Genomic DNA, 23,080 nt, shown 5'->3' on the forward strand with positions numbered 1-23,080 from the left:
CGTCCGAAGCCGTGAAGAGTCCCTCCCAGGGAGGAATTGCCTCCCAAGGTTTTGCCTCGCTCAAACCCTTCCTGGACGGGCTCTATTTTGCCTACAACCGCAGGGAGCTGGTCCGTCCGGACCCGCTCCTCTTCCTCTACGATTACGACGACCCTCTCGACCGCGAGGTCGTGGGACTCGTCGCCTCCTCCCTGGCCTACGGCCGCGTCGCGCAGATCCTGAAGAGCATCGCCCGGGTTCTGGCCCCGATGGGACCGCATCCCCATCGTTTTCTGCTCTCCTCCGGCCGGGCCCGCCTCCCCAAGGATTTCAGGCACCGCTTCACCACGGCCGGAGATATGGAGGGCCTGTTTCACGGCATCGGCCTGGCGCTGAAAACCTACGGAAGCCTGGAGGCCCTCCTCCTGCACTGTCTGGAGCGCAATAAAGGGATGCTCGACGCCCTGAACGCCTTCTCCGACGCGCTCGTTCCCAGACGGCGGGGCTTTCCGCTTCTGACCGCCCCAAGGGACGGAAGCGCCTGCAAACGCCTTTTCCTGTTCCTGAAGTGGATGGTGCGGAGCGACGACGTCGACCCCGGGGGCTGGCGGGTTTTGTCCCCCCGCGATCTCGTCATGCCCACCGACACGCACATCCACGCCATAGCGCTGAAACTGGGGCTGACGACCCGAAAAACGGCGAACCTGGACACCGCACTCGACATCACGAGGGCGTTCCGGGAGATCTCCCCCGACGACCCCACGCGGTACGATTTCGTCCTGAGCCGCTTCGGAATCCGTAACGGGCTGAGCACCGACACGCTTGCGGAACTGCTGCACGGCTGACTGTCCCCTGTCCTCCGTATCGGGCAGAGCCGCCTCACGATCTTGAAGTCCCGCCACGGCGCCGGAGGCCAATGGAGCCCGGCTGCTATATAATCTTTCCAGGGACTCCTTCTTGAATCTTTCAAATTTCTATCTTCCCTAAAGAACTCGGTTCCGAAAGGAGGCTTTCTGTATGACGGACGGAAATTTCCCGCTTATTTCGGACACTCTCGTGAGGGTAGGGGCGTCGCCGGGAGACAAGTCATCCGCAATCCGGGAGGTCGGTACGCTGCTGCTCCACGCCGGATACGTCGAAGCCCCCTATCTGGCGAGCATGGAGGGACGGGAGAGGGCCGCCGACACCTTTCTGGGCTCCGGAGTCGCCATCCCGCACGGAAAGGTGGAGGACAAGGGATACGTTTTGCACGACGGCATCGCGGTCCTTCAGATTCCCCAGGGGGTGGAGTGGAATCCCGGCCAGACTGCCCGGCTCGTCGTGGGCATCGCCGCCAGGTCCGACGGCCACCTGGACATACTGAAGCGGCTGACGCGGCTGATGCAGGAGGAGGGAACGATCGAACGCCTCTCGTCCACCGACGACGCGTCGATTATCGTCTCGGCCCTTATGCAGGAAAAAACGGGTGGAACCGGGGAGACCGCGGCGGAGGACCTGGAGGTCCGCGCCGAATGGGTGGTCGACTACCCCTCCGGCCTTCATGCTCGCCCCGCCTCTCTTTGGGTCAAGGCCGCCAAGTCCCTCGAGGGGCCGCTGAGGCTCCGCCGAGGCAGCGAGACCGCGGATCCACGCAACATGCTTGCCCTGCTGAGGCTCGGCATAAAGGCCGGAGAGACGATCGTGATCTCCGCCGGCGGGCCCAAGGCCGAGGAGTCGGTCCGCCGTCTCAAAGAGACGATGGCCGCCCTCTCCGCGCAGGAGAAGAGGGATTTCGAACGGGCCGCCCAAAAGGCCGAACCCGCGGCCCCCAAAGACGCATGGCTCCCCCCAAGCGGCAGCCCCGCTCTGAAGGGCGTCTCGGCGAGCCCCGGCATGGCGGTGGGGACGATTCTGAAGATCGGCGCCCGTGCAATCGAGGTGGAGGACGAGCCCGCCTCCCTGGAGGAATCCTCCCGTCTCCTCGATACGGCCATTGAGGAGGCGAAACGGCAGCTCGAGGACGTCATCGAGGAGACGCTCCGTCGTCTTGGGCAGAACGAGGCGGCCATTTTCAAGGCACACCTCGGCATCCTGGAGGATCCCAGACTTCTGACCCTGGCCTCCCGGACCGTCGTGGCCGGGCATGGTGCGGCCTGGGCCTGGCACCACGCCGTGGAAACCCTGGCCAACGAGCTCGCGGCAATCGACAACCAACTGCTGGCCGCCCGCGCCTCGGACATGAGGGATGTGGGACGCCGGGTTCTGAGGGCACTGCGCAAGGAGAAGGGGGACGAGCACGCAGAGGGCATGACCGGTCCGGATGGCTCTCCGATCATCGTGCTGGCCGAGGACCTGTCCCCCTCGGACACCGCCGGCCTGGACCGCGAACGCGTCACCGCCCTCGTCACCGCCCTCGGGGGCCCGACGTCGCACACTGCGATCATCGCACGGACCCTGGGGCTTCCGGCGATTGTCGCCCTGGGCCGCGACATTTTGAATCGGCAGGCCTCCACGGCGATCGTCGACGGCGATAGCGGCAGGGTCTGGCTGGATCCGACCGAAGAAGATCTCCAGGCGGCCCGGGATCGAATGCACGCCCTAAGGGAAAAGGAGGACGCTGAACGGGCCGCTCGGCTAGAGCCGGGAAGGACCACGGACGGACACGCCGTCACCATCGCGGCGAACGTCAACCGGCCGGATCAGGTTGCGGAAGCCCTCGACATGGGCTGTGAGGGCATCGGCCTGATGCGCACGGAATTTCTCTTCCTGGACCGAGACACGGCCCCCGACGAGGAGGAGCAGTACGGAACCTACCGCGCCATGCTGGATGCGCTGGGCGACAAACCGATCATCGTCCGCGCCCTCGACATCGGCGGGGACAAGCGGGTCCCTCACCTGAACCTGCCCCACGAGGAGAACCCATTCCTCGGAGTGCGTGGCATACGCCTGCTGCTCCGTCATCCGGAGCTTCTGCAGCCGCAGCTGCGCGCTCTCTACCGCGCCGCAAAGAAGGGCGGGAATCTGTCCGTGATGTTTCCCATGGTCGGGACCCTCGATGAGATACGCCGCTTCCGGACGGTCTGCGAGGAAGTGCGCGGCTCCTTGGACGCTCCGAGCATCCCCCTCGGCATCATGATCGAGGTCCCCGCCGCGGCCCTTCTGGCCGAGGAATACGCCCCCGAGGTCGATTTCTTCTCCATCGGAACCAACGACCTCACCCAGTACACCCTGGCCGTCGACCGCCAGAACCCCGAATTGGCCGTCTCGGCCGACGCCCTCCATCCCGCCGTCCTGCGACTTGTCAAAAGGACGGTCGATGGCGCCGATAAGCACGGCAGGTGGGTGGGCATCTGCGGCGGCATCGCCGGAGACCCGTTCGGGGCGTCGCTCCTGGTCGGGCTGGGTGTGACGGAGCTTTCGATGACCCCAAGGGACATTCCGGCCGTCAAGGCCCGCCTTCGCGCGAACAGTCTGGACAAGCTCAGAGAGCTGGCAGGACAGGCGCTCGCCCAGAGCACCGCCGAGGCCGTCCGCGCACTGGAGCGCGAGGTGCTGTCATGAGGATCGCGACCGTGACGATCAACCCCGCGATCGACATGACGATCGGCCTGGACGAACCGCTCGCAAGGGGGTCCGTAAACTTGGCCCGGTCCGTGACCGAGGCGGCGGGCGGCAAGGGGATCAACGTCGCCTCGTTCCTGGCCGATTGGGGTCTGCCCTCGTCCGTAACGGGGCTGCTGGGCTCCGACAACGTCAGGATATTCGAAGCTCTGTTCCAAAGCAAGGGGCTGGACGACCGCTTCGTAAGGGTGCCGGGCAAGACGCGTACCAACGTGAAGATCGTGGACGGCGACGAGACCACCGACGTGAACCTTCCCGGGCTCCGCGCGGACGAAGCTGCGCTTCATGGCCTGAAATCCGTCCTGTCGGATCTCGCCGGCAGCGGCCCCTGTATTTTCTGCCTCTCGGGCAGCATTCCCGGGGGCTGCGGGACGGAATTCTACGCGGAGCTGATCGCGGAGCTCCGGGAGAGCGGCTCCCGCGTGATGCTCGACACCAGCGGAGCGGCACTGAAGGCGGCTCTGGAGGCACCGGTCAAGCCTCTTTATGCCAAACCCAATCTTGACGAACTTTCGGTGTGGACCGGCCGGCCCATCCAAGCGGAGAGCGACCTCGTCCCCGTAGCCCAGGCGCTTCTGGCGGGGGGAATGGAACTGCTCGTGGTCTCGATGGGAGGCGACGGCGCGGCGTTTTTCTCCGGGGAGGGAGCGCTGCACGCCCGATCACGAGTGAATCGGCTCTCGAGCACTGTCGGAGCGGGCGATTCCATGGTCGCCGGCGTTGTCGCAGCCCTGGAGGAGAACGGGGACCTCGAACGCATCGCGCGCCTGAGCACCGCGTTCGCGGCGGCGCGGGTCGACGCCGATTTCACGGGGACCCTCCGGGATCATGGGGCCATCGAGACGATGGCCTCCTCCGTCGAGCTCAGGACGATAAAACGGTAAGGGAGTGAGGCATCGTGGACAAGACCAGGCTGTTCCTGATCATCAATGAAAGGGCCTCCGCGCTGAGGGGCATCCTCGCGGCCGAGGCCCTCAAGGACGCGGCGGAGCGGAGGGGAAGCGCGCTGGAGGCCGAGGTGAGGTCCAACGGCGAGACGCTCGTCTCCTTTGAGGGATCGCCCGGCCCCGAGGACCGCGTACTTCTCATCGGAAATCGGGACGACGCCGTCCCCGGGCAGGCGGAGATCCTCCCCGGCCTGAACCTGGATTCCGTGCTGGCCGACCCGTCGGCGGCCCTCGATCGGATTCTCGGAAGCGCCGTGCGGGCGCACTCTGCGGAGAAGAAAGCGGATCGGGAGCTCATCGTGGCGATCACCTCCTGTCCAACCGGCATCGCGCACACCTTCATGGCCGCCGAGGGACTGGAACGGGCGGCGGAGGCCATGGGATACACAATCCGCGTCGAGACCCAGGGTTCCGTAGGGGCCGGGACGCCCCTGACGGCCGCGGAGATCGCCGAGGCCGCCCTCGTGATCATCGCCGCGGACAAAGAGGTGGAACGAGGCCGCTTTGTCGGCAAACGCGTCTTCGCCTGTGCGACGAAGCCTGCAATCACCGCAGGTGAAGCCCTGATCCGTCAGGCCTTCACCGAGGCACAACTTCAGGGAGGGGGATCGGAAAGCCCGTCCCCTGCCGCCGTATCGGAGAGGAAAGCGGGCCCGTACAAGCATCTGATGACGGGTGTTTCGTTCATGCTCCCCTTCGTGGTCGCCGGCGGGCTCCTGATCGCACTCGGGTTCGCTCTCGGCGGCATCTACGCCGGAGACCCTTCCCACGCGGGAACGCTCGCACACGCGCTCTTCACCATCGGGGCCACCGCCGGCTTCTCCCTGATCGTCCCCGTGCTGGCCGGCTACATTTCCTATTCGATAGCCGATCGCCCCGGAATTGCGCCCGGGATGATCGGCGGCGTCCTGGCGGCCAACCTCAACGCCGGATTTCTCGGCGGCATCGCCGCGGGATTCATCGCCGGCTACGCCACGGACTTCCTGAACCGCGTCATACGGCTCCCCAAAAACCTGGCGGGCCTCAAACCGGTGTTGATTCTCCCGCTTCTGGGGACCCTGATCACCGGGCTCTCAATGCAGTATGCGGTGGGGGCTGCCGTGGCCCGGGCGCTTCAGGCCCTCACCAACTGGCTCCAGAGCCTGCAGGGAACGAGCTCGCTCATCCTGGGGCTGATTCTGGGAGCGATGATGGCCATCGACATGGGGGGACCGATCAACAAGGCCTCCTATGCCTTCGCCACCGGGCTCATCACCTCCCAAATCTACGGCCCCATGGCCGCGGTCATGGCGGGAGGGATGACTCCTCCATTGGCCCTGGCACTGGCATGCCGTCTCTTCAAAAGCCGCTTTACCCACGACGAGCTGGAGGCCGGAAACGCCGCCGCCGTTCTGGGACTCGCCTTCGTGACGGAGGGGGCCATCCCCTTCGCGGCCCGGGACCCTCTGAGGGTCATCCCGGCCCTCGCCGTGGGTTCCGGCCTGGCCGGGGCGATCTCCATGCTGGTCGGGGCGGAGCTGAAGGTCCCCCATGGAGGCGTCTTCGTTCTGACGATACCGGGCGCGGCAACGCATCTTCTGGGCTACATCGCCGCTCTGGCCGCAGGCACGGTCGCAAGTGCCCTGTTGCTGGGCATGCTCAAGAGGCCGCTACAGGCTCCCGGGGGATAAGCACCGATCCCCCACAGAGGATCGAGAATCCGCACTACTCCCTGCCAAAGTGGCCGACCAGCCGCTCCGTCCTGATCTCGAGGAGCGTCGGGCGGCCATGCGGGCAAAAATAGGGCTGGACGCAGGCGTGCAGGTCCCGCCAGAGGGCCAGGGATTCCTCATGGGACAGGCGCGTCGTCAGCTTCACCGCCGCCTTGCAGGCCATCGTCGCCCAGGTGCGCCACAGGAGCTCCGCCACGTCCCCCTCCCCCTCCTCTCTCAGGGCGCCCAGAGAGGCCCGAAGCAGGGCCTCGGGCTCCACCGCCTCCCCCACCGAGGGGACGGACCGAAGCCGCGTCCCGCCGTCGCAGAACTCCAGATCGAAACCGAATCGGGCCAACGTCTCCCTATGCTCCTCCGCCTCCAGGGCCAGAGTCGGGGGAAGCGGGACCGGGACCAGGAGCGGCTGAACGCCCCCCTCCCCCTCCGCGGCGGCGCGGATGCGCTCGTATCCCACCCGTTCGTGCGCCGCGTGAGGGTCCATGAGGACGAGTCCGGCCGGCGTGTCGAACACCAAGTACCCCGAGCCCATCTGTCCCATCCAGACGATCTCCCCCCCGGGGACGGCATCCGACGACTCCCGTTCCGGGAGCGGCAGGGCCGGCCCGGGGCATGGGGCCTCGGGCTCCACCGGCCGTTCCGGGCCGAAGGGAGGGGGGGCGATACGGGAGAAGGGTGAGGAGCCGACGGAGCCCGCCTCGCCCCGGGCGAACGGCGCTTGGGGCCGCGCCGTTCGGGGCGGCGGGGCGGACGAAAAATCGTCGCGGAACCCCCACCCGCCCCGCGATATCGCGGCGGCGCGGGTGACGGCAGCCCCTCCGGCCGGCGCGGAGTCCGTCGACCAGGTGCGCCCCTCTCGGACCGTCACGGGCGCGGGAGCTCCCAGCAGGGCGGCCGCCTCCCTCAGGGCCTCGAACACCTCCCCGGGGTACCGGAAACGGATCTCCGCCTTGGCCGGGTGGATGTTGACGTCGACGAGGGAGGGGTCGATCGAGAGGAAGAGCGCCCAGTTGCCCGTCAGCTCGCGCGCGGCGGCGCTCACCGCCCCCTTCACCACCGGGTCCGTCACGGCACGCCCGTTGACGAAGGCGGCGATGTCGTTGCGCCCCTGCCGGGGCTGCCACCAGCATTCCAGGCTCAGGTGCCCCGCCTCGGCCGTCACGGTCCGGATCTCGGGCTCCGCCCCCCAAAGCCGCTCGACCGCCCGGCGGCGGTCCCCGCTGCCGTCGGTGGAAAGCACCTCCCGCCCGTCGTGCTCCAGGACGAAGCTCACCTCGGGGCGGCAGATCGCGTACTCCCGCATCAGGAGGGCGGCCCGGCGCAGTTCGCCCGCGGCACTCTTCAAAAACTTGCGGCGCGCCGGCAGATTGCCGAAGAGCTCGTCCACCTGCACACGCGTGCCGGGGGTACAGTTTGCGGCGACGTGCTCCGACACGCGCCCCTCCGAGGCCCGGATCAGGCCGCCCGCCTCCCCCTCGGGACGCGAGCGGATCTCCACGGAGGCGACGGCCGTCAGGCTGGCCAGGGCCTCGCCCCGATAGCCCAGGGTGCGTATGGCCTCCAGATCCTCGATGCCGCCGATCTTGCTGGTCGCGTGGGGCGTCAGGGCCAGGGGCAGATCGTCGAGTGCGATGCCGCACCCGTCGTCCTCGACCACGATGCGCAGCCGTCCGCCATCCCAAAGACGCACCCGGATACGGCTCGCGCCGGCATCCAGGGCGTTTTCCACCATCTCCTTGACGGCCGAGGCAGGGCGCTCCACCACCTCCCCGGCAGCGATGCGAGCCCAGACGCTCTCCGGAAGTTCCTTAATCCGCGGTGCCATTCCATCTCACTCTTTTCCAAGCTGATATATTCCGCTCCCCTCAAGCCTCCTGCTCAAAGCTGAAGGCCTATTTCCCCGGCAATCTTTTCCGCCAGAAGCCTGAAATCCTTCCTGGCGTCCTGGACGGCATTCGCATGACTGCCGATGGCGCCATCGGCGGAGGTGAGGTTGAAAATGGGTTTACGGCACTCCTGAGCCATAGGGATCAGGCTTCGGTAGTGCTTTATGATTGCCAGGCAATAGGGATCCTCTTCCTGAGAAATTTTGGGGATATGCTCTTCATTCAGGACATGTTTTCGGTAGCCCCCCGGAATGCGCTGCACCCATTTATCATAAGCCTGCACGGGGCGCTCCAACCTCACGCCATGCTGCTGGCAAAGATAGCCGATGGGCTGCATTTTTCCTTCAGGCAAATGAAAATCCGGATAAAGACGGGCCTCCCCGCTTTCCCTCCAGTTATCCAAACGCTTTTTCCAAAGGTTTTTCCAGGAGCGCAAAGCAGGGCCCAAGTTGCCCAATCCCTGCAACGAAAACAAATCCGCTCCCAGGGGAATGGCCACATAGTCCGTCGCCAATAAGGCCGAGCGGTTGATTGCGCCGAGATTCGGGCCAATATCGACCAAGACCAGATCGGCCCGGACCGCTCGGGCAGCCATCTGCATGACCTGCCAGAAGGAGCTGAGAATTCGCATCGGACGATAGAGATTGTGATCCCCCATACTGTTGGGCCATTCCATGGACAAGCTTTCCTCGTAACCGGAAAGGCGCACGTCGCCGGGGAGCAGATACAGATCGGGCGCGATCCTTCTAAGGTGCGGCTCCGCGATGTCACCGACCCCAGCCAGAGGTTTGACGCACTGAAAAACCGTCGAGCCCGGCTTTTCCTCCTCCCAAATCGCCTCGATCTCCTCCTCCGTCAGGAATGCCGCGGTCAAATTGGCCTGCGGATCGAGGTCGGCAGCCACGATCCTTTTCCGCAGGCTGGCAAACATCCAGGCCAGATGGTAAATAAGGGAGGTCTTGCCCACGCCGCCTTTGTTGTTGAAGAATGTGAGCACGGGCGAAATCATGATTTCCTCCTGAGCGTGCATACGACCGCGCTCTGGCTCGTCTCAAACTCCAGAGGAGGATTGCCGTTCCTTTCCGCCTCTCTCCGAGCCGTGGGGATCCCTCTTCCGAAGGCCTGGATAAAACCGAACGTCTTGAGCACATCCGCGATATTCGGATTACGATAATCCGTGATCCCCGGCCTTCCGAAGTTTTCGGAGGTGACATTGCCATAGGGCCCCCCCGGGCTGTGAATCTCTATTCGATCATCGAACCAGTACACTCGCACAGGCGCGTTGGTACTCTCATACGTGCGGTGCAACACGGCATTGTACAAAATTTGCTGTATCGCCGCCGGGGGATACGGCATGCCGATCCGGTGTGTCGGGGCCGAGGCGATGTCCACGGCAACGCGATTGTGGGCTCTCAGCTTCTCCTCGGCACGGCGGAGCATTTCGACGACCGCCCCACCGATTTTTTCCTCATCGACTACAGGATCCGCCAATTCGGTCCCATCGATCCGCAAGAATTGGATGCAGGCCCCCGGCAAAAAATCCTGGGGGCTTTTCCCAAGGGCGAACAACCCCAGAACGGTCGGGATCGCATTTTCCGGAGAGACGATCATCTTACAGGACGCCAACCGCTCCTCATACGTTCGATTGTTCTCCTCCAGCACGTCCGGAGCGAAGGCCGACGGCAGATATTCGTTTTCAAAAATCGACCGGGACAGATCCGTAATTCTGGCCGAAGGCACGGGGTAGATGTCGAAAGGAAGGTTTTTGTATCGTCTCCTCTCGATCAAGAGCCGTTCCTCCTGCTCGTTGGCAATGGCTCGGCGAGGCCCTGTGCGAATCCAGATTCTTCCATCGTACTTCACGGGCGGCATATCGGAGGGCATGACGGTCACGACCGCCAGCTCCGCCCCCCTCAAAACGCGCTTTTCCACAGAAAGCACGGGCAGGGGCAGAATATTTCCATCCGTCTTGATATCCGCCAGGGCAAGCAAAAGCCGATCGGTCACATGCAACCCGGAAGGCTCCCCATCGTCCTTCGCGCCGACAAAAAGAACGCCGGGCTCATTGTGATTCGGCAAATCGTTGGCAAATGCACAAACGGCTTGACGCACCTTCCTGGGCACGTCCCCGTTGAAGGATTCTTTACGTTCGATCCTGTCGGACTCCAGAGATTTCAGCAACTCTAAAAGTTCTTCATCCGAATATCGTCTCATCACAGCACCTTTGACCAAGTGAAAAGTTTTTTTCGAGGCCTTGCACCACCGTGCAGACCTTGGGAAACGCTGATTTAATCCATGAAGCACCCCGGTGGTACCCCAGCTTGCCTGTTTTGAAGAGGAAGCTTACCGGGGCCGCCGCTATCCCCAACGGGAGCCTTCCGGCAACCGTTCGCTCCGCTCACGGGCCGATCAGTCTCGGGATAGCGGCGTGGGGGCTTGGGGGCGAGGGCGTGGCGTGCGGCCGACTTACGGGAACCGTCAGGTTCCCGGCGTCGCAGCCGCCGCCCTGTTGCCCCAGGGCACCGTTGCCGTGGGGCAACCCCATATTAATTTTTAGGGAAGCGCTGTAGACTTTTGCCTATAGATGTTTTGCATATTTACTTTTGAAAAATATGCGATTTTGTTTTAATCAGCGCTTCCCTTGGTGTTTCCCCGATCCGTTGCGTATCGGCCTGCTTTTATGCCTCCATCCTAACCCAAAGTGCCATTCCGGGCCCTCACGCTCTTTTCCTTCATCTTGTAGAGCACCTCCAGCGCTCGCATCGGCGTGATGTTGTCGAGGTCCAGCTCCGCCAGCTCCTCCACCACGGCGTCCGTCTCGGGCGAGAAGAGCAGGAGCTGCTGCCGCAACGCGTTCTGCGGCAGGGGGTCGGGAATGGACGAGCGCTCGAACCCCTCGCGCTCGAAGAGCTCCAGCAGCTCGAAGGCCCGCCTCAGAACCGGCTTGGGCAGCCCCGCGAGGCGCGCCACCTCGATGCCGTAGGAACGGTCCGCCGGGCGCGGCACCACCTGGTGCAGGAACAGGATGCCCTCCGCCCCCTCGGCCACCGCCATGCTATAGTTCCGCACCCCCTCCAGGCGATCCTCCAGACAGGTGAGCTCGTGGCAGTGCGTGGCGAACAGCACCCGAGGGGACGCACCGCAGCCGCCGTGCAGGTACTCCAGGACCGCCCAGGCGATGCTCATGCCGTCCCACGTGGCCGTTCCGCGCCCCACCTCGTCCAGGATGACCAGGCTGCGGTCCGTGACGTTGTTCAGGATCCCGGCCGTCTCCAGCATCTCCACCATGAAGGTGCTGTTGCCCCGCACGAGGTCGTCGTGGGCGCCGATACGGGTGAAGACGCGGTCCACCAGGCCGAAGGACGCGCTCTCGGCCGGAATCCACAACCCCGCCTGCGCCATGACCGCCAGAAGGGCCGTCATGCGGAGCCAGGTGGATTTGCCCGCCATGTTCGGCCCCGTCAGGATCACGATACGCGCCTCGTCCCCGCCCAGGACCACATCGTTGGGCACGAAGGTCGCGTCCGTCAGGGTCGTCTCCAGCACCGGATGGCGGCCGCCGCGGATGGTCAGGCCCATGGAATCGTCCACCGTCGGACGGACGTAGCCGCGCTCCCGCGCCACCTGGGCGGAGGAGGCCGCGCAGTCCAAGACCCCCAGCAGGCGTCCCGCCATCTGGATGTCCGCCCCATCGGCGATCACGCGCTCGACGACCCCCCGATAAAGCTCGGCCTCGACGCGCGCGATCTCCCCCTCGCTGCGCAGCATCCTGTCCTGAAACGCCCTCAGCTCCGGGGTGACGAACCGCTCGGCGTTCACCAGGGTCTGGCGCCGCTCGAAGTGCGGCGGGACCGTCTCCAGCCCGGACCGGCCGATCTCCAGATAGTAGCCGAACGCCCGGTTGTAGCCGGACCGGAGTCGGGGGGACCCCGTCGCCGTCCTCTCTCGCTCCAGGTACTCCGCAAGCCACGCCTCCCCCTTCTCGGAGACCTCGCGCCAGGAGGCGAGCTCCCCGCTGAAGGAGGAGCGCACGACCGGCCCCGCCCCCAGGGCGCGGGGCAGCTCCTCCTCCAGGGCCTCGTCCAGATGGACGCGCAGGGGTTCCAGGTCCGGCAAAGCGTCGAAAAGTCCGGCAAGCGGCTCGGGAAAGGAGAAGGAGCGCAGGCTCGGCAGCAGGCGCAGCGTGTCCCGGACCGCGGCGAGATCCCGGGGCGTCCCCGTGCCCAGGGAGAGCCGGGACAGCGCGCGCTCGGCGTCTCGGGCGCCAGCAAGCGCGTCCTGCAGGGCGCCCAGACGCGCAGGGTCGCCCACCAGAAGGCCGATGCAGGCCTGGCGCCGCTCGATGGCGGGGATATCCATCAGCGGCCGCAGCAGCCATTCCCTCAGGGTACGACGCCCCATGGGGGTCCGACAGCGGTCCAGGCACGAGAGCAGCGAGACGGAGCCGCAGGAGAGCTCCGGCGTCAGTTCCAGGTTTCTCTGGGCCGCCGCGTCCAGGCCCATCCGGTCCCTGGCCCGCAGCGGCGTGATGCGCAGCACGTGGCGCACGGCACTGAACTGCGTCGCGGACAGATAGTCCAAAACGGCCCAGGCCGGCCCCGTGCAGGGATCGTCATCCTCGATACCGAAGGACGCGAGACGGCCCCCCCCCAGAGCCGACCGCAGGCGCTCCGCGGACGTTCCCGGGCGGAAGGGCTCCGGGGCCGCGGGCAGCAGGGCGTAGGGCTTCAAAAAAGCGGGAATCGTGCGGAGCGTCGCCGGGTGCAGCACCTCGCCCGGTGCGAAGGCGGAGAGCAGCGCCGCAGCCTCCTCGAGCGACAGGGTCCCCGCCTCGAGACCGCCGGTCTCGACGGACAGGAGCGCCAGTGCGACGCGGCCGTCCTTCAAGGGAAGGACGGCCGCCAGGCGTCCGGTGTCGCCGCTCTCCTCCGGAACGTAGGTGCCCGGCGTGACGAGGCGAACGACGCGCCGCTCCACCACGCCCTTGCCCGTCGGCTCCCCGATCTGCTCGCAGATGGCGGCGCGGTATCCGGCCTTGATGAGCCGTCCCAGGTAGAGGGAGAGCGCGTGGTGCGGCACGCCCGCCATGGGGATCTTCCTGTCGGCGTCCCGCGCCGTCAGGGCGATGTCCAGGACCGCCGCGGCGGTCCGCGCATCGTCGAAGAACAGCTCGTAGAAATCGCCCATGCGGAAGAGCAGCAGCGCGTCGGGGTACTCCGTCTTCCACCGCCTGTACTGACTCAGCCACGGAGTCATCTTGATGTCGTCGGGTATGGTCACCGTCTCGTCTCCTCGTCTTCCCCGCGCACCAGGCACGGCTCGTTCTTACCATTTTACTATAGTCCGTCCTCCGTCTTGTGGACAGCCCGTTTCCCGTGGGCTATCATGGGCCTGTCCGGACCCCATCCGCGAGGCGATGGGGCCGGCGGCCTTTGCACGCATCGTTAAAGGAGAGGATAGACCATGAAAATGACGTTTCGGTGGTACGGCGAGGGCAACGACGCCATCCCCCTGCGGCACATCCGTCAGATCCCCGGCTGCACGGGCCTCATGGGGCTGCTGGACCAGTACGCCGCCGGAGAGGTATGGCCGCTCGAGGTCGTCCGGGACTATGTGGACCACGTCCATCGGGCCGGGCTCGAGGTCGAGGTCATCGAGAGCGTGAACGTCCACGAGGACATCAAGCTGGGCCTTCCCGGCCGGGACCGATACATCGAGAACTACAGCAGGACCATCGAGAATCTGGCGCAGTGCGGCGTCAGGGTGATCGTCTACAACTTCATGCCGGTGCTCGACTGGTTGAGGACCGACCTGGCCCGGGAGATCCCCGAGGACGGGTCGAACTCGCTCTACTACGACGAGGAGGAGCTCATGGGCATGACGCCCCTCCAGATCGTGGAGAACACCGCCCGGGGCTCGGGCGGCTTCTCCCTTCCCGGCTGGGAACCGGCCCGTCTGAAGGAGCTGGACCGGGTCCTCGAGCTCTACAAGGACGTGGACCAGGACCAGCTGAGGGCCAACCAGAAGTACTTCCTGGAGGCCGTGATACCGACCTGCGAGCGGTGCGGCGTCCGCCTGGCCATCCACCCGGACGACCCCGCCTGGCCCATCTTCGGGCTGCCGCGCATCGCCCACGACCTGGAGGGCTTCGACAGGATCGCGAAACTCGTGGACAGCCCCGCCAACGCCCTCTGCCTCTGCACGGGCTCCCTGGGCTCGAACCCGGACAACGACGTCCCCGCCATCATCCGCCACTTCGGCTCGATGGGCCGTGTGGCCTGCGTGCACGTGCGCAACGTCAAGCACCTGGGCTACCGGCGGTTCCGGGAGTCGTCCCACCTGTCGAGCGACGGATCGCTGGACATGTACGCGATCGTCGAGGCCATCTACGAGACCTGCCCGGACGTCTACGTCCGTCCGGACCACGGCCGCATGATCTGGGACGAGAAGGGCCGCCCCGGCTACGGGCTGTACGACCGCGCGCTGGGCATCGCCTACCTCAACGGCCTCTGGGAGGCCATCGACAAGGAACGGCGCGGCCGCTAAAAGGGAAAGGGAGAAGCGGGGCGCGGCCGCTGCGCGCAGGGAAAGCGGAATGTCCGGCATGCGCAAGATCATCCACATCGACATGGACGCCTTCTACGCCTCCATAGAGCAGCGGGACGATCCCGCGCTCCGCGGGAGGCCCCTGGCCGTGGGCTATCCCGGGGAACGGGGCGTGGTGGCCGCCGCCAGCTACGAGGCACGGGCGTTCGGGGTCCGCTCGGCCCTGTCCTCTCGGGCCGCCCTGGCCCGATGCCCTCAGCTCGTCTTCGTCCCGGCCCGATTCGACGTCTATGAAGCGATCTCCCTTCAGATACGCCGAATCCTCCTCGACTACACGGACAGGGTGGAGCCCCTCTCCCTGGACGAGGCCTACCTGGACGTGACGGAGAACCGGCCCGGCATCCCCTTCGCCACGCGCATCGCCCGCGAGATCAAGCGGCGTATTCTGAAGGAGACGCATCTGACCGCCTCGGCCGGGGTCTCGGTCAACAAGTTTCTGGCCAAGATCGCCTCGGACTACCGAAAGCCCGACGGCCTCTTCGTGGTCCTGCCCCATCAGGCCGAGACCTTCGTCGAAGGGTTGAAGATCGAGCGGTTCTGGGGCGTCGGCAGGGTGACGGCCGCGGAGATGCACCGGCTCGGCATCCACACGGGGGCCGACCTGAAAAAGTACGAGGAGCACGAGCTGGTGCGCCTGTTCGGCAAGATCGGAAGCACCTACTACCGGAACGCCCGTGCCCTCGACGATCGGGAGGTGGAGCCGGACCGGGTGCGCAAATCCGTGGGGGCGGAGAACACCTTCGCGGCCGACATCGACGACGGGGACGAACTGAGGGCAAGGCTCCGCGACGCCGCCGTCGAGGCCTGGGATCACGCCGGACGGATCGGCTTCGTGGGACGCACCGTCACCGTGAAGGCAAAGTACGCCGACTTCGAGCGCATCACGCGCAGCCGGACCCTCCCCCGTCCGGTCCGCGACTTCGCCGCGCTCTGGGAGATCGCCTGCGGCCTCCTGGACGCCGTCGACGTCAGCCAAAAGAAGATACGCCTGCTCGGCCTGGTCCTGAGCAACCGCGAACCGCCGGACCGCTCGACGAGCTCCCAGCTGGAGTTCGACTTCGGGGAGAACTGAAGCCCGGAAAGGCGACTCCTGCCGAACTTTTTGCGGAGGTTCGCCGCCATGACCGACCGAAGTTTCGATCGAATCGCGAAAATCCCCCGTCCCTCTTTGTCCCTTGACAATTGTTTTATATCAAACTAAAATGATCCCACGATGCGCATTGGAGACGATATCGTTCAGACCATCTCGGACCTGCGGGCCCTGGCCCATGCCTTTATCCTCGAATGCCTGGAGGAGGAGGGCATTGTTGGGCTTGTCCCCTCGCACGGGGCCGTTCTGGCGACACTTTACCGCGAGGGGCCGTTGCCCATGAAGGCGATCAGCAACCGCATCCGCAGGGACAAGAGCACCCTTACCGTTCTGGTGCGCAAACTGGAGGAGCTGGGCTACGTGGCGCGGGAACCGGACGAAAAGGACAGCCGCGTCGTCCTCGTCCGCCTGACGGAGAAGGGCCTCGCCTCCCAAGCCATTCTCGAGGGCATTTCCCGCCGCTTGCAGGAGCGGGTCTGGGGCGACTCCTCCGAGGAGGAAAGGGAGATGGTCTGCCGTGCTCTGACAAGGATGATCGAGCGGATGGGAAGGGTCCCGCAATCCTGACAAAGGGATTTTTTTCGCATTATTAGTTTTATATCAAACAAAAAAACGACGGAGGCGAAGCACGATGATCGATCTGGAAAAAATTCTGAGGGCGACCCCCAATGGAGTGCTGGCAACGCGCAATGGGGATGGAGTCGCGACAAGGGTCTTTCAGTTTCTCTTCATGGAGGGCAAAAACAGGGTCTACTTCTGCACGGAGAGCGACAAGCCCGTTTACGCGCAGCTGACCGCCGAGCCCAACGTCTCCTTCTGCACCTGGGCGAGCGACTGGAACCCGGTGCTGTCCCTGAACGGCCGGGCCATCTTCGTCGACGACATGTCGTTGAAGCGGCGTGCGCTGGACGAGTATCCCCTGATCCGGGATATCTTCAAGACCCCGGACAACCCCGTCTTCAAGATGTTCTACATCGAGGTGCAGGAGGCCCGAACCTTCTCCTTCGCCGAGGGAACACAAAGCCAAAATCCGTGAAATCAAAACCGCCGGCCGATTCCATTTCCAAATGTTCTCAGGCGACAAGCGGCGAGCCGGCGAACGCGACGATCAGGCAGGCGACCAACGGGCGGTGTCGACCACCTAGCTGCGTCGTCCGCTGTACGAATCGCCCATAAGCGAGAAAGCAAATCCTTGGATTTGCGTTTTCGAGCCTGAAGGCGTCGTCAGGGGGGCGAAAAGCTCCGCTCCTCTCTTTCAGGACGAAATGGTATCGGCGGATGGCCGGCTCCTTCGGCCTGAAAGACCCCATGAGCCGGCCATCCGCCGATACCGGGCATGAAGCTAGTTGAAAATTGGATCCGTTTGGCATTCGACTAAAAATTCGAGCTCCAACGTCGCCCCATGAGAGAAAAAGATTTTCTGAAGCATGCGATAAAGGCAAAAGGCGCTCGCTGCCGCTGCCTAAACTCGATTGCCAAACGGGTCGCGACCGGATGGAGCCTGGAGGAAGGCGGTCTTTATACAGACCGATATTGCCATCGTGACTATAGAGACCTTTTTAAATAAACCATGTCAACCAACTGTTGCCCGTCTTCATAAATAGGGTGGTCGTAATTGTCTATAAAAAAGTTCTTAACAACATGCGATTTTTCGAAACCGCATCTCTCGTAGAAACGGAGAGTACCAGGGCAATCGCCTGTTCCGACATATAACTCGTTGCCCAGTTTTCCGTAGTAATCGGCGATAAATGAAACCAGACGTTGTCCATATCCTTTGCGTTGGTATCGAGGAACGGTCACGATATTTTTGATTTCGTATACGCCGGGTCGCTCTTGCGTCACAATGCAAATCGCCCTGATATCCTGATCACACAAGGCAAACATGTCGCCGCGATACAAATATTTCTCTATCATGCTCACCTGTTCGTCTGCGATAAGCAGCAAATCCATGTACTTCGTTTTATCTCCATCAATAATCTTTACAAATTCCATTTTTTCTTTTCCTTGTTTTTCTTTCTGCACATGCAATTCTATATTTTAATCGACAACAGGAATTGCTTTGCCCTGTACAGCCCTTTCTCCTGTCCTTTCCAGTCGTATTTCACCGATGTCCGCCTCCTGTCCTTAAGCCAGTAGACCACCTGTCGTCCCTGTTGGATCGAAGCCCGTTCGGAGGGCACGCTCGGCGGCAGGACCGCCATCCCGGCCAAGCAGCACAGAATTCTACGGAAACGCAACGCCTTGATCGAATCCGAGGGCTTTTACCAAACGGCTTCTTGCGCCAACGACAGACCGTCGCCGGAGATCGGAGCCCAGCCGGGGGCGTCCAAAAGACTGAAACGGGAGCGGGACCGCCGACGGCCCCGCTCCCTTCGTTCGTGCCCCTGCCGGAAGCTCTAGCGCTCCGGGACGCGTGCCAGCATGTCCCGCGTCATGGCGTCGAGGTCGTACCTGGGCGCGAAGCCCCACTCCTCACGCGCAGCGGAACAGTCCAGCGAGTTGGGCCACGAGTCCGCGATGGCCTGTCGCTCCGGGTCCACGTCGTAGTCCAGCTCGAAGTCCGGGAGGACCTTGCGGATGGACGCCGCGATCCCCTCGGGGTCGAAGCTCATGGCCGAGATGTTGAAGGCGCTGCGGTGCCGCAGTTTTGCGGGGTCGGCCTCCATCAGGCGAACCACCGCGTCCAGCGCGTCCGGCATGTACATCATGTCCATGTAGCTGCCCGCCGCGATGTAGCTGGTGTACCGTCCCCTGGCCCGCGCCTCGTAATAGATGTGGACGGCATAGTCCGTGGTCCCCCCGCCCGGCAGGGCCTCGTAGGAGATCAAACCGGGGAAACGGAGGCCGCGCGCATCCACCCCGTACTTCAGGTGGTAGTAGTCGCAGAGGAGCTCTCCGGCCACCTTGCTGACGCCGTAGATGGTGGTGGGACGCTGGATCGTGTCCTGCGGCGTGTTGTCCGCCGGCGTGTTCGGACCGAACGCGGCGATCGAACTGGGGAAGAAGACCGAGCACCCCCGCTCGCGGGCGACCTCCAGCATGTTGTAAAGCCCCCCCATGTTCGTCTCCCAGAGCTGTTGGGGATTGGCCTCCCCGCGCGCCGAGAGGATGCCGGCCAGGTGCATGACCGTATCCGGCTTGAAGGCATCCAGCAGCGACGCGATCGCCCCCCGGTCCCGAACGTCCAGCAGCGCGAAGGGCCCCGAATGCCCCTCCTGCGCCTTGAAGTCCGACGCCATGACGTTGGCGTCCCCGTACAGCCTGCGCAGATGCGCCACGAGCTCCGTGCCGACCTGGCCTCCGGAACCGGTCACAAAAATCCTCTTCATCCGTTTCGATCCCCCGTCCTCACGTCACGGCCCCGACGGGGCCTAACCGACAATTCCCAGCTCGCGCCCCACCGAGGCGAACAGCGCCACGCCCTCGTCCAGATCCTCCCGACTGTGCGCGGCGCTGACCATCACGCGAATGCGCGCGGTCCCCTTGGGAACCGTCGGGAACACGATCGCCGTGGCGAAGACCCCCCGCTCGAACAGGGCGGCGCTGAAGTCCTTGGCCGTCTGGGCCTCGCCCACGATCACCGGCGTGATGGGCGTCTCGCTGCTGCCGACGTCAAAACCGTGCTTCTTCATCTCCGCCTTGAGGTATCGCCCGTTGTCCCAGAGCTTCCTCACCAGCTCGTCGCTCTCCTCCATGATCTCGATCGCCGCCATGTTGGCCGCCACGTCCGGGACGGTCATGGCGCTGCTGAAAAGGTTGGGACGAGCCTTCTGACGCAGGAAGTCGACCAGGGTCGCACTTCCGGCGACGATGCCGCCGACGACCCCGAAGGCCTTGGACATGGTCCCGATCTCGATGTCCACCCGGCCATGCAGGCCGAAGTGGTCCACGATTCCGCGCCCGCCGCGGCCCAGAACGCCCTCCCCGTGGGCGTCGTCCACCGCGACCATCGCCCCGAACTCCTCGGCGGCCGCGACGATCTCGGGCAGTTTGGCGATGTCTCCGTCCATCGAAAAAACGCCGTCCGTGACGATCAGCCTGCGTCCCGGCGCGGAGGCGTGCTCCTTGAGCTTGGCCCTCAGGTCGTCGATGTTGGAGTGCTCGTAGCGCAGGGTCTTCGCCTTGGAGAGCCGACAGGCGTCGATGATGGAGGCATGGTTCAGCGCATCGCTGAAGATCAGGTCTCCCTCGCCCGTCACGGTCGGCATCACGGCCAGATTGCCGCAGAAGCCGGACTGGACGGTGATGGCGGCCTCGGTCCCCTTGAAGCGGGCCAGCTTCCTCTCGAGCTCCAGATGGATGTCCATCGTTCCGGCGATGGTGCGCACCGCCCCCGGTCCGACGCCATAACGGTCGATGATCTCCTTGGCGCGCCTGCATACGCGCGGGTCGTTGGCAAGCCCCAAATAGTTGTTGGAACAGAGATTCAGGTACCTTTTGCCGTCGATCTCGATCCGGGCCCCCTGCGGCCCCGTCAGAGTGCGAATGTTTCCGTAGAGCCCCTCCCGCTTCATGCGGTCCAGCTCCTCCTGCATGAACGCCATCGAAACAGCCATTGCGCATCCCTCCCGGTTCGACTGTACGTCATCCACCCCCAAGACGGCCGCCACAGCGCATGACGACATCCGAGGGTTCTTCGGTCCGTTTTCAGTTTGTCACGGCAGCGCGAGAAGGTCAAATATATTCACCGGAGTGAATTTCCCGCCCCGGTCCCGAAGTGCGGCGCCCCCCGGGGAATCGGGACACGTCCTCGATTCCCCGGGGGGCACCGCATCGCTCGCCATGCTCGGCGTCACCCTCCGAGCTTTGCCAGCTCCTCCCACAGTTCCCTCTGGCGCTCCGTCAAATGCCGGGGCAGATCCACCTCCACCCGCACGAACAGATCGCCGTTTCCTCCCCCTCGTTTCGGAAGCCCCTTGCCGCGCAGCCTCAGGCGCTGACCGCTCTGCGTCCCGGGCGGAACTTTCATCGAGACGCTGCCCGACAAGGTCTCCACCTGCACCTCGTGCCCCAGCACGGCGTCCCAGGAGGCAATTCTCATGTTGCGCGTCAAATCATAGCCGTTGACCTGGAATACGGGATGCGGCGCAAGGTGCAGATTCACATAGATGTCGCCGCCGCCGCTCGCCTTGCCCGGAAGCCGGATCCGCGATCCCTCCGCGATACCCTGGGGAAGGCGGACGTTGATCGTCCGCTGTCCGCCATCCGCCGAACGCATCACCAGAGTGTGCGTGCCGCCGCGGACCGCGTCCTCGAGCGTCAGCTCCAGGTCCACCTCGCTGTCTCGGCGCACCGGCGCGCGGGCGTGCGTCCCCCCCGAGAACATCTCCGAAAAGCCGCCGCCGAAGATCGTCTTGAAAAAATCGCTGAAGCCGCCCATATCCCCGCCGAACTCCACGCGCATTCCGCCGCCCTGCCAGCCGGGCGGTGGGGCAAAGTCCTGGCCCTGCTCCCAGTTCGGCCCCAGGGTGTCGTAACGCTCGCGCTTCTCGGGGTCCTTGAGCACCTCGTAAGCCTCGTTGACGTCCTTGTAGCGGACGTCGGCATCCTTCTCCTTCGAGACGTCCGGGTGATACTTCTTCGCCAGCTTTCTGTACGCCTTCCGAATCTCGTCCGGCGTCGCGGTGCGCGGTACCCCCAGAATCTCGTAATAGTCCTTGTACTGAACGGCCATCATTCACCAGCCCCTATTTGACCAATGTTAACCTTGCGAGAGAGTATAACATTGCGGCAAAGGGGCGTAAATAACGAAAACTACGGACTAGAGCGCTCCCAAGGCGGGAAACGCACGGCAAGGGCGTTTCATGGCCGGACCGAGCCCGCGCCGGAGCGCTCACCTCCCGGTCTCGAAGATCGACACCCCATGCGGGGCCGCACGCAGGTACTGGTTGGGTGCGGCAACACGCGCGCCCAGACGGGCCGCGGCCAGCCAGGGCCAGTGGGGGTTGAACAGCATTCCCCGCCCTACGGCGACCAGGTCGGCCTGCCCCGAGGCGACGACGTGCTCCGCAAGGTCCGGTTCCGTGATCAAGCCCACCCCGATCACCGGCATGGAACAGGACGAGCGGATGGCGGCTGCCAGGGGAATCTGATAGCCGGGATAGAGCGGGATCTCCTGCCTGGGCGAGAGCCCGCCGGAGGAGACATGGATGAACCGGCAGCCTCGCGTCTCCAGCTCGCGGGCGTAGACGGCACACTGCTCGACATCCCAGCCGCCGGGTACCCAATCCGTCGCGGAGACTCGGACCCCCAGGGCAACGGACTCCGGAACCTCCTGCCGCACCGCCTCGAAGACGGAGAGCGGAAACGCCATGCGGCCCTCGAGAGTCCCGCCCCATCGGTCCGGCCTGGCGTTGCTGAGGGGCGACAGAAACTGATGCAGCAGGTAACCGTGCGCGCTATGGATCTCGATGAGGTCGAAGCCCAGATCGACGGCCCGACGAGCCGCGCGGACAAAGTCCGATCGCACCCGCTCCAGCTCGGTCTCGGAGAGCGCTCGGGGTACCGGAAAGCCCCCGTCCCATGGCAGGGGGGACGGCGCCACGACGGGCCAGCCGCCAGCCGCCTCCGGTACGCTCCCGCCCCCCTGCCATGGCGGCAGAACCGAGGCCTTCCTTCCCGCATGCGCCAGCTGGACGCCGAGCGCCGCGGAACCGTGGGCGCGCAGGGTCCCGATCAGGCCGCGCAGAGCCTCCTCCGCCTCGTCGGACCAGAGCCCCAGGTCGGACGGCGAGATGCGCCCCTCCGGGCTCACGGCCGTCGCCTCGAGGATCAGCAGTGCCGCCCCGGAGCCGGCGAGCACCCCATAGTGGATGCGATGCCAGTCCGAAGCCTTTCCCTCCGTTGCGGAATACTGATCCATCGGCGGGATGACGATACGATTCTTCAGGGCCAGCGGCCCCAGCCGGAAGGGCGAGAACAATTTCGACATTACCGTTACCTCCGTGTCATCATCGACAACAAAACCAGGCTGCATTCAATCCGCCTGGGCCGAATAGCGCCCCCCAACGGAACGCCCGCGGTTCCCCGCCTCAGGCCGTCCCTCGGTCCCCAGAGGAAACCGTCCCCGATTATAGCACCGTTCGGCTTCGAGAAGCAACGCGCCCCCGAATGGAATGTCGCCGGACTGTGATAATGTCATCCCTTAGCGGGACCGAGAGAATGTCCCCCCTCAGGACAGGAGCCTCTTGGATAATGGAGGCATGAGGAATTCAGGTGACTTGAAATTGCCCGTCAAGCAAGCGCGCAAGGTATTCGTCCTGG

The 23,080-nt window shown here is 64.6% G+C and carries 17 protein-coding genes; 8 read left to right on the top strand and 9 right to left on the bottom strand.

The features are described from left to right. Window positions 1-11: 11 nt before the first annotated feature. From EII26_RS10550 to EII26_RS10565, 4 genes are all read left to right on the top strand, one after another. Window positions 12-824: a TIGR02757 family protein gene (locus tag EII26_RS10550; protein ID WP_199735184.1), complete on the top strand. Its 813-nt coding sequence runs from the start codon at window positions 12-14 to the stop codon at window positions 822-824. 172 nt (window positions 825-996) lie between these two features. Further along, window positions 997-3,519: a phosphoenolpyruvate--protein phosphotransferase gene (gene ptsP, locus EII26_RS10555; RefSeq protein WP_124889123.1), complete on the top strand. Its 2,523-nt coding sequence runs from the start codon at window positions 997-999 to the stop codon at window positions 3,517-3,519. Further along, window positions 3,516-4,463 carry a 1-phosphofructokinase family hexose kinase gene (locus tag EII26_RS10560; RefSeq protein WP_124889124.1) on the top strand — a complete coding sequence of 316 codons (948 nt, stop codon included), beginning with the start codon at window positions 3,516-3,518 and terminating at the stop codon, window positions 4,461-4,463. The genes ptsP and EII26_RS10560 overlap by 4 nt, the downstream gene beginning before the upstream one ends. Window positions 4,464-4,477: 14 nt before the next feature. Beyond that, window positions 4,478-6,196, top strand: coding sequence for a PTS fructose transporter subunit IIC (locus EII26_RS10565; protein ID WP_124889125.1), 1,719 nt, complete (start codon window positions 4,478-4,480; stop codon window positions 6,194-6,196). A 34-nt stretch (window positions 6,197-6,230) separates the two neighbouring features. Here EII26_RS10565 and mutL read toward each other — a convergent pair whose 3' ends face one another. The 4 genes from mutL to mutS all read right to left on the bottom strand — a co-directional run bounded on the left by mutL (window position 6,231) and on the right by mutS (window position 13,401). Next, window positions 6,231-8,060: a DNA mismatch repair endonuclease MutL gene (mutL, locus tag EII26_RS10570; protein WP_124889126.1), complete on the bottom strand. Its 1,830-nt coding sequence runs from the start codon at window positions 8,058-8,060 to the stop codon at window positions 6,231-6,233. Between the two features lie 53 nt (window positions 8,061-8,113). Continuing rightward, window positions 8,114-9,130: a ParA family protein gene (locus EII26_RS10575; protein ID WP_124889127.1), complete on the bottom strand. Its 1,017-nt coding sequence runs from the start codon at window positions 9,128-9,130 to the stop codon at window positions 8,114-8,116. Then, window positions 9,127-10,335, bottom strand: a complete 1,209-nt coding sequence (locus tag EII26_RS10580; protein WP_124889128.1) for an ATP-binding protein — start codon at window positions 10,333-10,335, stop codon at window positions 9,127-9,129. The genes EII26_RS10575 and EII26_RS10580 overlap by 4 nt, the downstream gene beginning before the upstream one ends. Window positions 10,336-10,812: 477 nt before the next feature. Further along, window positions 10,813-13,401: a DNA mismatch repair protein MutS gene (gene mutS, locus EII26_RS10585; RefSeq protein WP_233572710.1), complete on the bottom strand. Its 2,589-nt coding sequence runs from the start codon at window positions 13,399-13,401 to the stop codon at window positions 10,813-10,815. 183 nt (window positions 13,402-13,584) lie between these two features. Between mutS and uxuA the strand changes: the two genes are divergently transcribed. From uxuA to EII26_RS10605, 4 genes are all read left to right on the top strand, one after another. Further along, complete coding sequence (gene uxuA / locus EII26_RS10590; RefSeq protein ID WP_124889129.1) at window positions 13,585-14,667, top strand: mannonate dehydratase; 1,083 nt, start codon at window positions 13,585-13,587, stop codon at window positions 14,665-14,667. 49 nt (window positions 14,668-14,716) lie between these two features. Further along, entirely contained in the window at window positions 14,717-15,799 is a 1,083-nt protein-coding gene (gene dinB, locus EII26_RS10595; RefSeq protein ID WP_124889130.1) for a DNA polymerase IV, read from the top strand. Between the two features lie 141 nt (window positions 15,800-15,940). Further along, a complete protein-coding gene (locus EII26_RS10600) occupies window positions 15,941-16,384 on the top strand; it encodes a MarR family winged helix-turn-helix transcriptional regulator (protein ID WP_124889131.1) in 444 nt (147 codons plus the stop codon). Between the two features lie 64 nt (window positions 16,385-16,448). Continuing rightward, complete coding sequence (locus tag EII26_RS10605) at window positions 16,449-16,853, top strand: pyridoxamine 5'-phosphate oxidase family protein (protein WP_124889132.1); 405 nt, start codon at window positions 16,449-16,451, stop codon at window positions 16,851-16,853. 509 nt (window positions 16,854-17,362) lie between these two features. On the opposite strand, the gene EII26_RS10610 is transcribed toward EII26_RS10605, so the two are convergent. The 5 genes from EII26_RS10610 to EII26_RS10630 all read right to left on the bottom strand — a co-directional run bounded on the left by EII26_RS10610 (window position 17,363) and on the right by EII26_RS10630 (window position 22,748). After that, the gene (locus tag EII26_RS10610) at window positions 17,363-17,839 is read right to left on the bottom strand and encodes a GNAT family N-acetyltransferase (RefSeq protein ID WP_233572711.1); all 477 of its coding nucleotides are present in this window, start codon (window positions 17,837-17,839) and stop codon (window positions 17,363-17,365) included. Window positions 17,840-18,213: 374 nt separating this feature from the next. Then, window positions 18,214-19,146, bottom strand: coding sequence for an NAD-dependent epimerase/dehydratase family protein (locus EII26_RS10615; RefSeq protein ID WP_124889133.1), 933 nt, complete (start codon window positions 19,144-19,146; stop codon window positions 18,214-18,216). A gap of 42 nt (window positions 19,147-19,188) precedes the next feature. Then, on the bottom strand, window positions 19,189-20,373 hold the full coding sequence (locus tag EII26_RS10620) for a glycine C-acetyltransferase (RefSeq protein WP_124889134.1): 1,185 nt from the start codon (window positions 20,371-20,373) through the stop codon (window positions 19,189-19,191). A 236-nt stretch (window positions 20,374-20,609) separates the two neighbouring features. Next, window positions 20,610-21,494: a DnaJ C-terminal domain-containing protein gene (locus tag EII26_RS10625; RefSeq protein WP_233572712.1), complete on the bottom strand. Its 885-nt coding sequence runs from the start codon at window positions 21,492-21,494 to the stop codon at window positions 20,610-20,612. Window positions 21,495-21,650: 156 nt separating this feature from the next. Further along, window positions 21,651-22,748 (bottom strand): NADH:flavin oxidoreductase/NADH oxidase, encoded by a 1,098-nt coding sequence (locus tag EII26_RS10630; protein ID WP_124889135.1) that lies wholly within the window; start codon window positions 22,746-22,748, stop codon window positions 21,651-21,653. Window positions 22,749-23,080: the final 332 nt, after the last annotated feature.

This window comes from Fretibacterium sp. OH1220_COT-178 (assembly GCF_003860125.1).
GTDB lineage: Bacteria > Synergistota > Synergistia > Synergistales > Aminobacteriaceae > CAJPSE01.

What these genes read in the sequence shown, in the direction of transcription:
- EII26_RS10580 (WP_124889128.1), bottom strand. Translation starts at nt 10,335, where the DNA reads ATGAGACGATATTCGGATGAAGAACTTTTAGAGTTGCTGAAATCTCTG.
- uxuA (WP_124889129.1), top strand. Translation starts at nt 13,585, where the DNA reads ATGAAAATGACGTTTCGGTGGTACGGCGAGGGCAACGACGCCATCCCC.
- ptsP (WP_124889123.1), top strand. Translation starts at nt 997, where the DNA reads ATGACGGACGGAAATTTCCCGCTTATTTCGGACACTCTCGTGAGGGTA.
- EII26_RS10615 (WP_124889133.1), bottom strand. Translation starts at nt 19,146, where the DNA reads ATGAAGAGGATTTTTGTGACCGGTTCCGGAGGCCAGGTCGGCACGGAG.
- mutL (WP_124889126.1), bottom strand. Translation starts at nt 8,060, where the DNA reads ATGGCACCGCGGATTAAGGAACTTCCGGAGAGCGTCTGGGCTCGCATC.
- EII26_RS10575 (WP_124889127.1), bottom strand. Translation starts at nt 9,130, where the DNA reads ATGATTTCGCCCGTGCTCACATTCTTCAACAACAAAGGCGGCGTGGGC.
- dinB (WP_124889130.1), top strand. Translation starts at nt 14,717, where the DNA reads ATGTCCGGCATGCGCAAGATCATCCACATCGACATGGACGCCTTCTAC.
- EII26_RS10605 (WP_124889132.1), top strand. Translation starts at nt 16,449, where the DNA reads ATGATCGATCTGGAAAAAATTCTGAGGGCGACCCCCAATGGAGTGCTG.
- EII26_RS10560 (WP_124889124.1), top strand. Translation starts at nt 3,516, where the DNA reads ATGAGGATCGCGACCGTGACGATCAACCCCGCGATCGACATGACGATC.
- EII26_RS10620 (WP_124889134.1), bottom strand. Translation starts at nt 20,373, where the DNA reads ATGGCTGTTTCGATGGCGTTCATGCAGGAGGAGCTGGACCGCATGAAG.
- EII26_RS10600 (WP_124889131.1), top strand. Translation starts at nt 15,941, where the DNA reads ATGCGCATTGGAGACGATATCGTTCAGACCATCTCGGACCTGCGGGCC.
- EII26_RS10630 (WP_124889135.1), bottom strand. Translation starts at nt 22,748, where the DNA reads ATGTCGAAATTGTTCTCGCCCTTCCGGCTGGGGCCGCTGGCCCTGAAG.
- EII26_RS10625 (WP_233572712.1), bottom strand. Translation starts at nt 21,494, where the DNA reads ATGATGGCCGTTCAGTACAAGGACTATTACGAGATTCTGGGGGTACCG.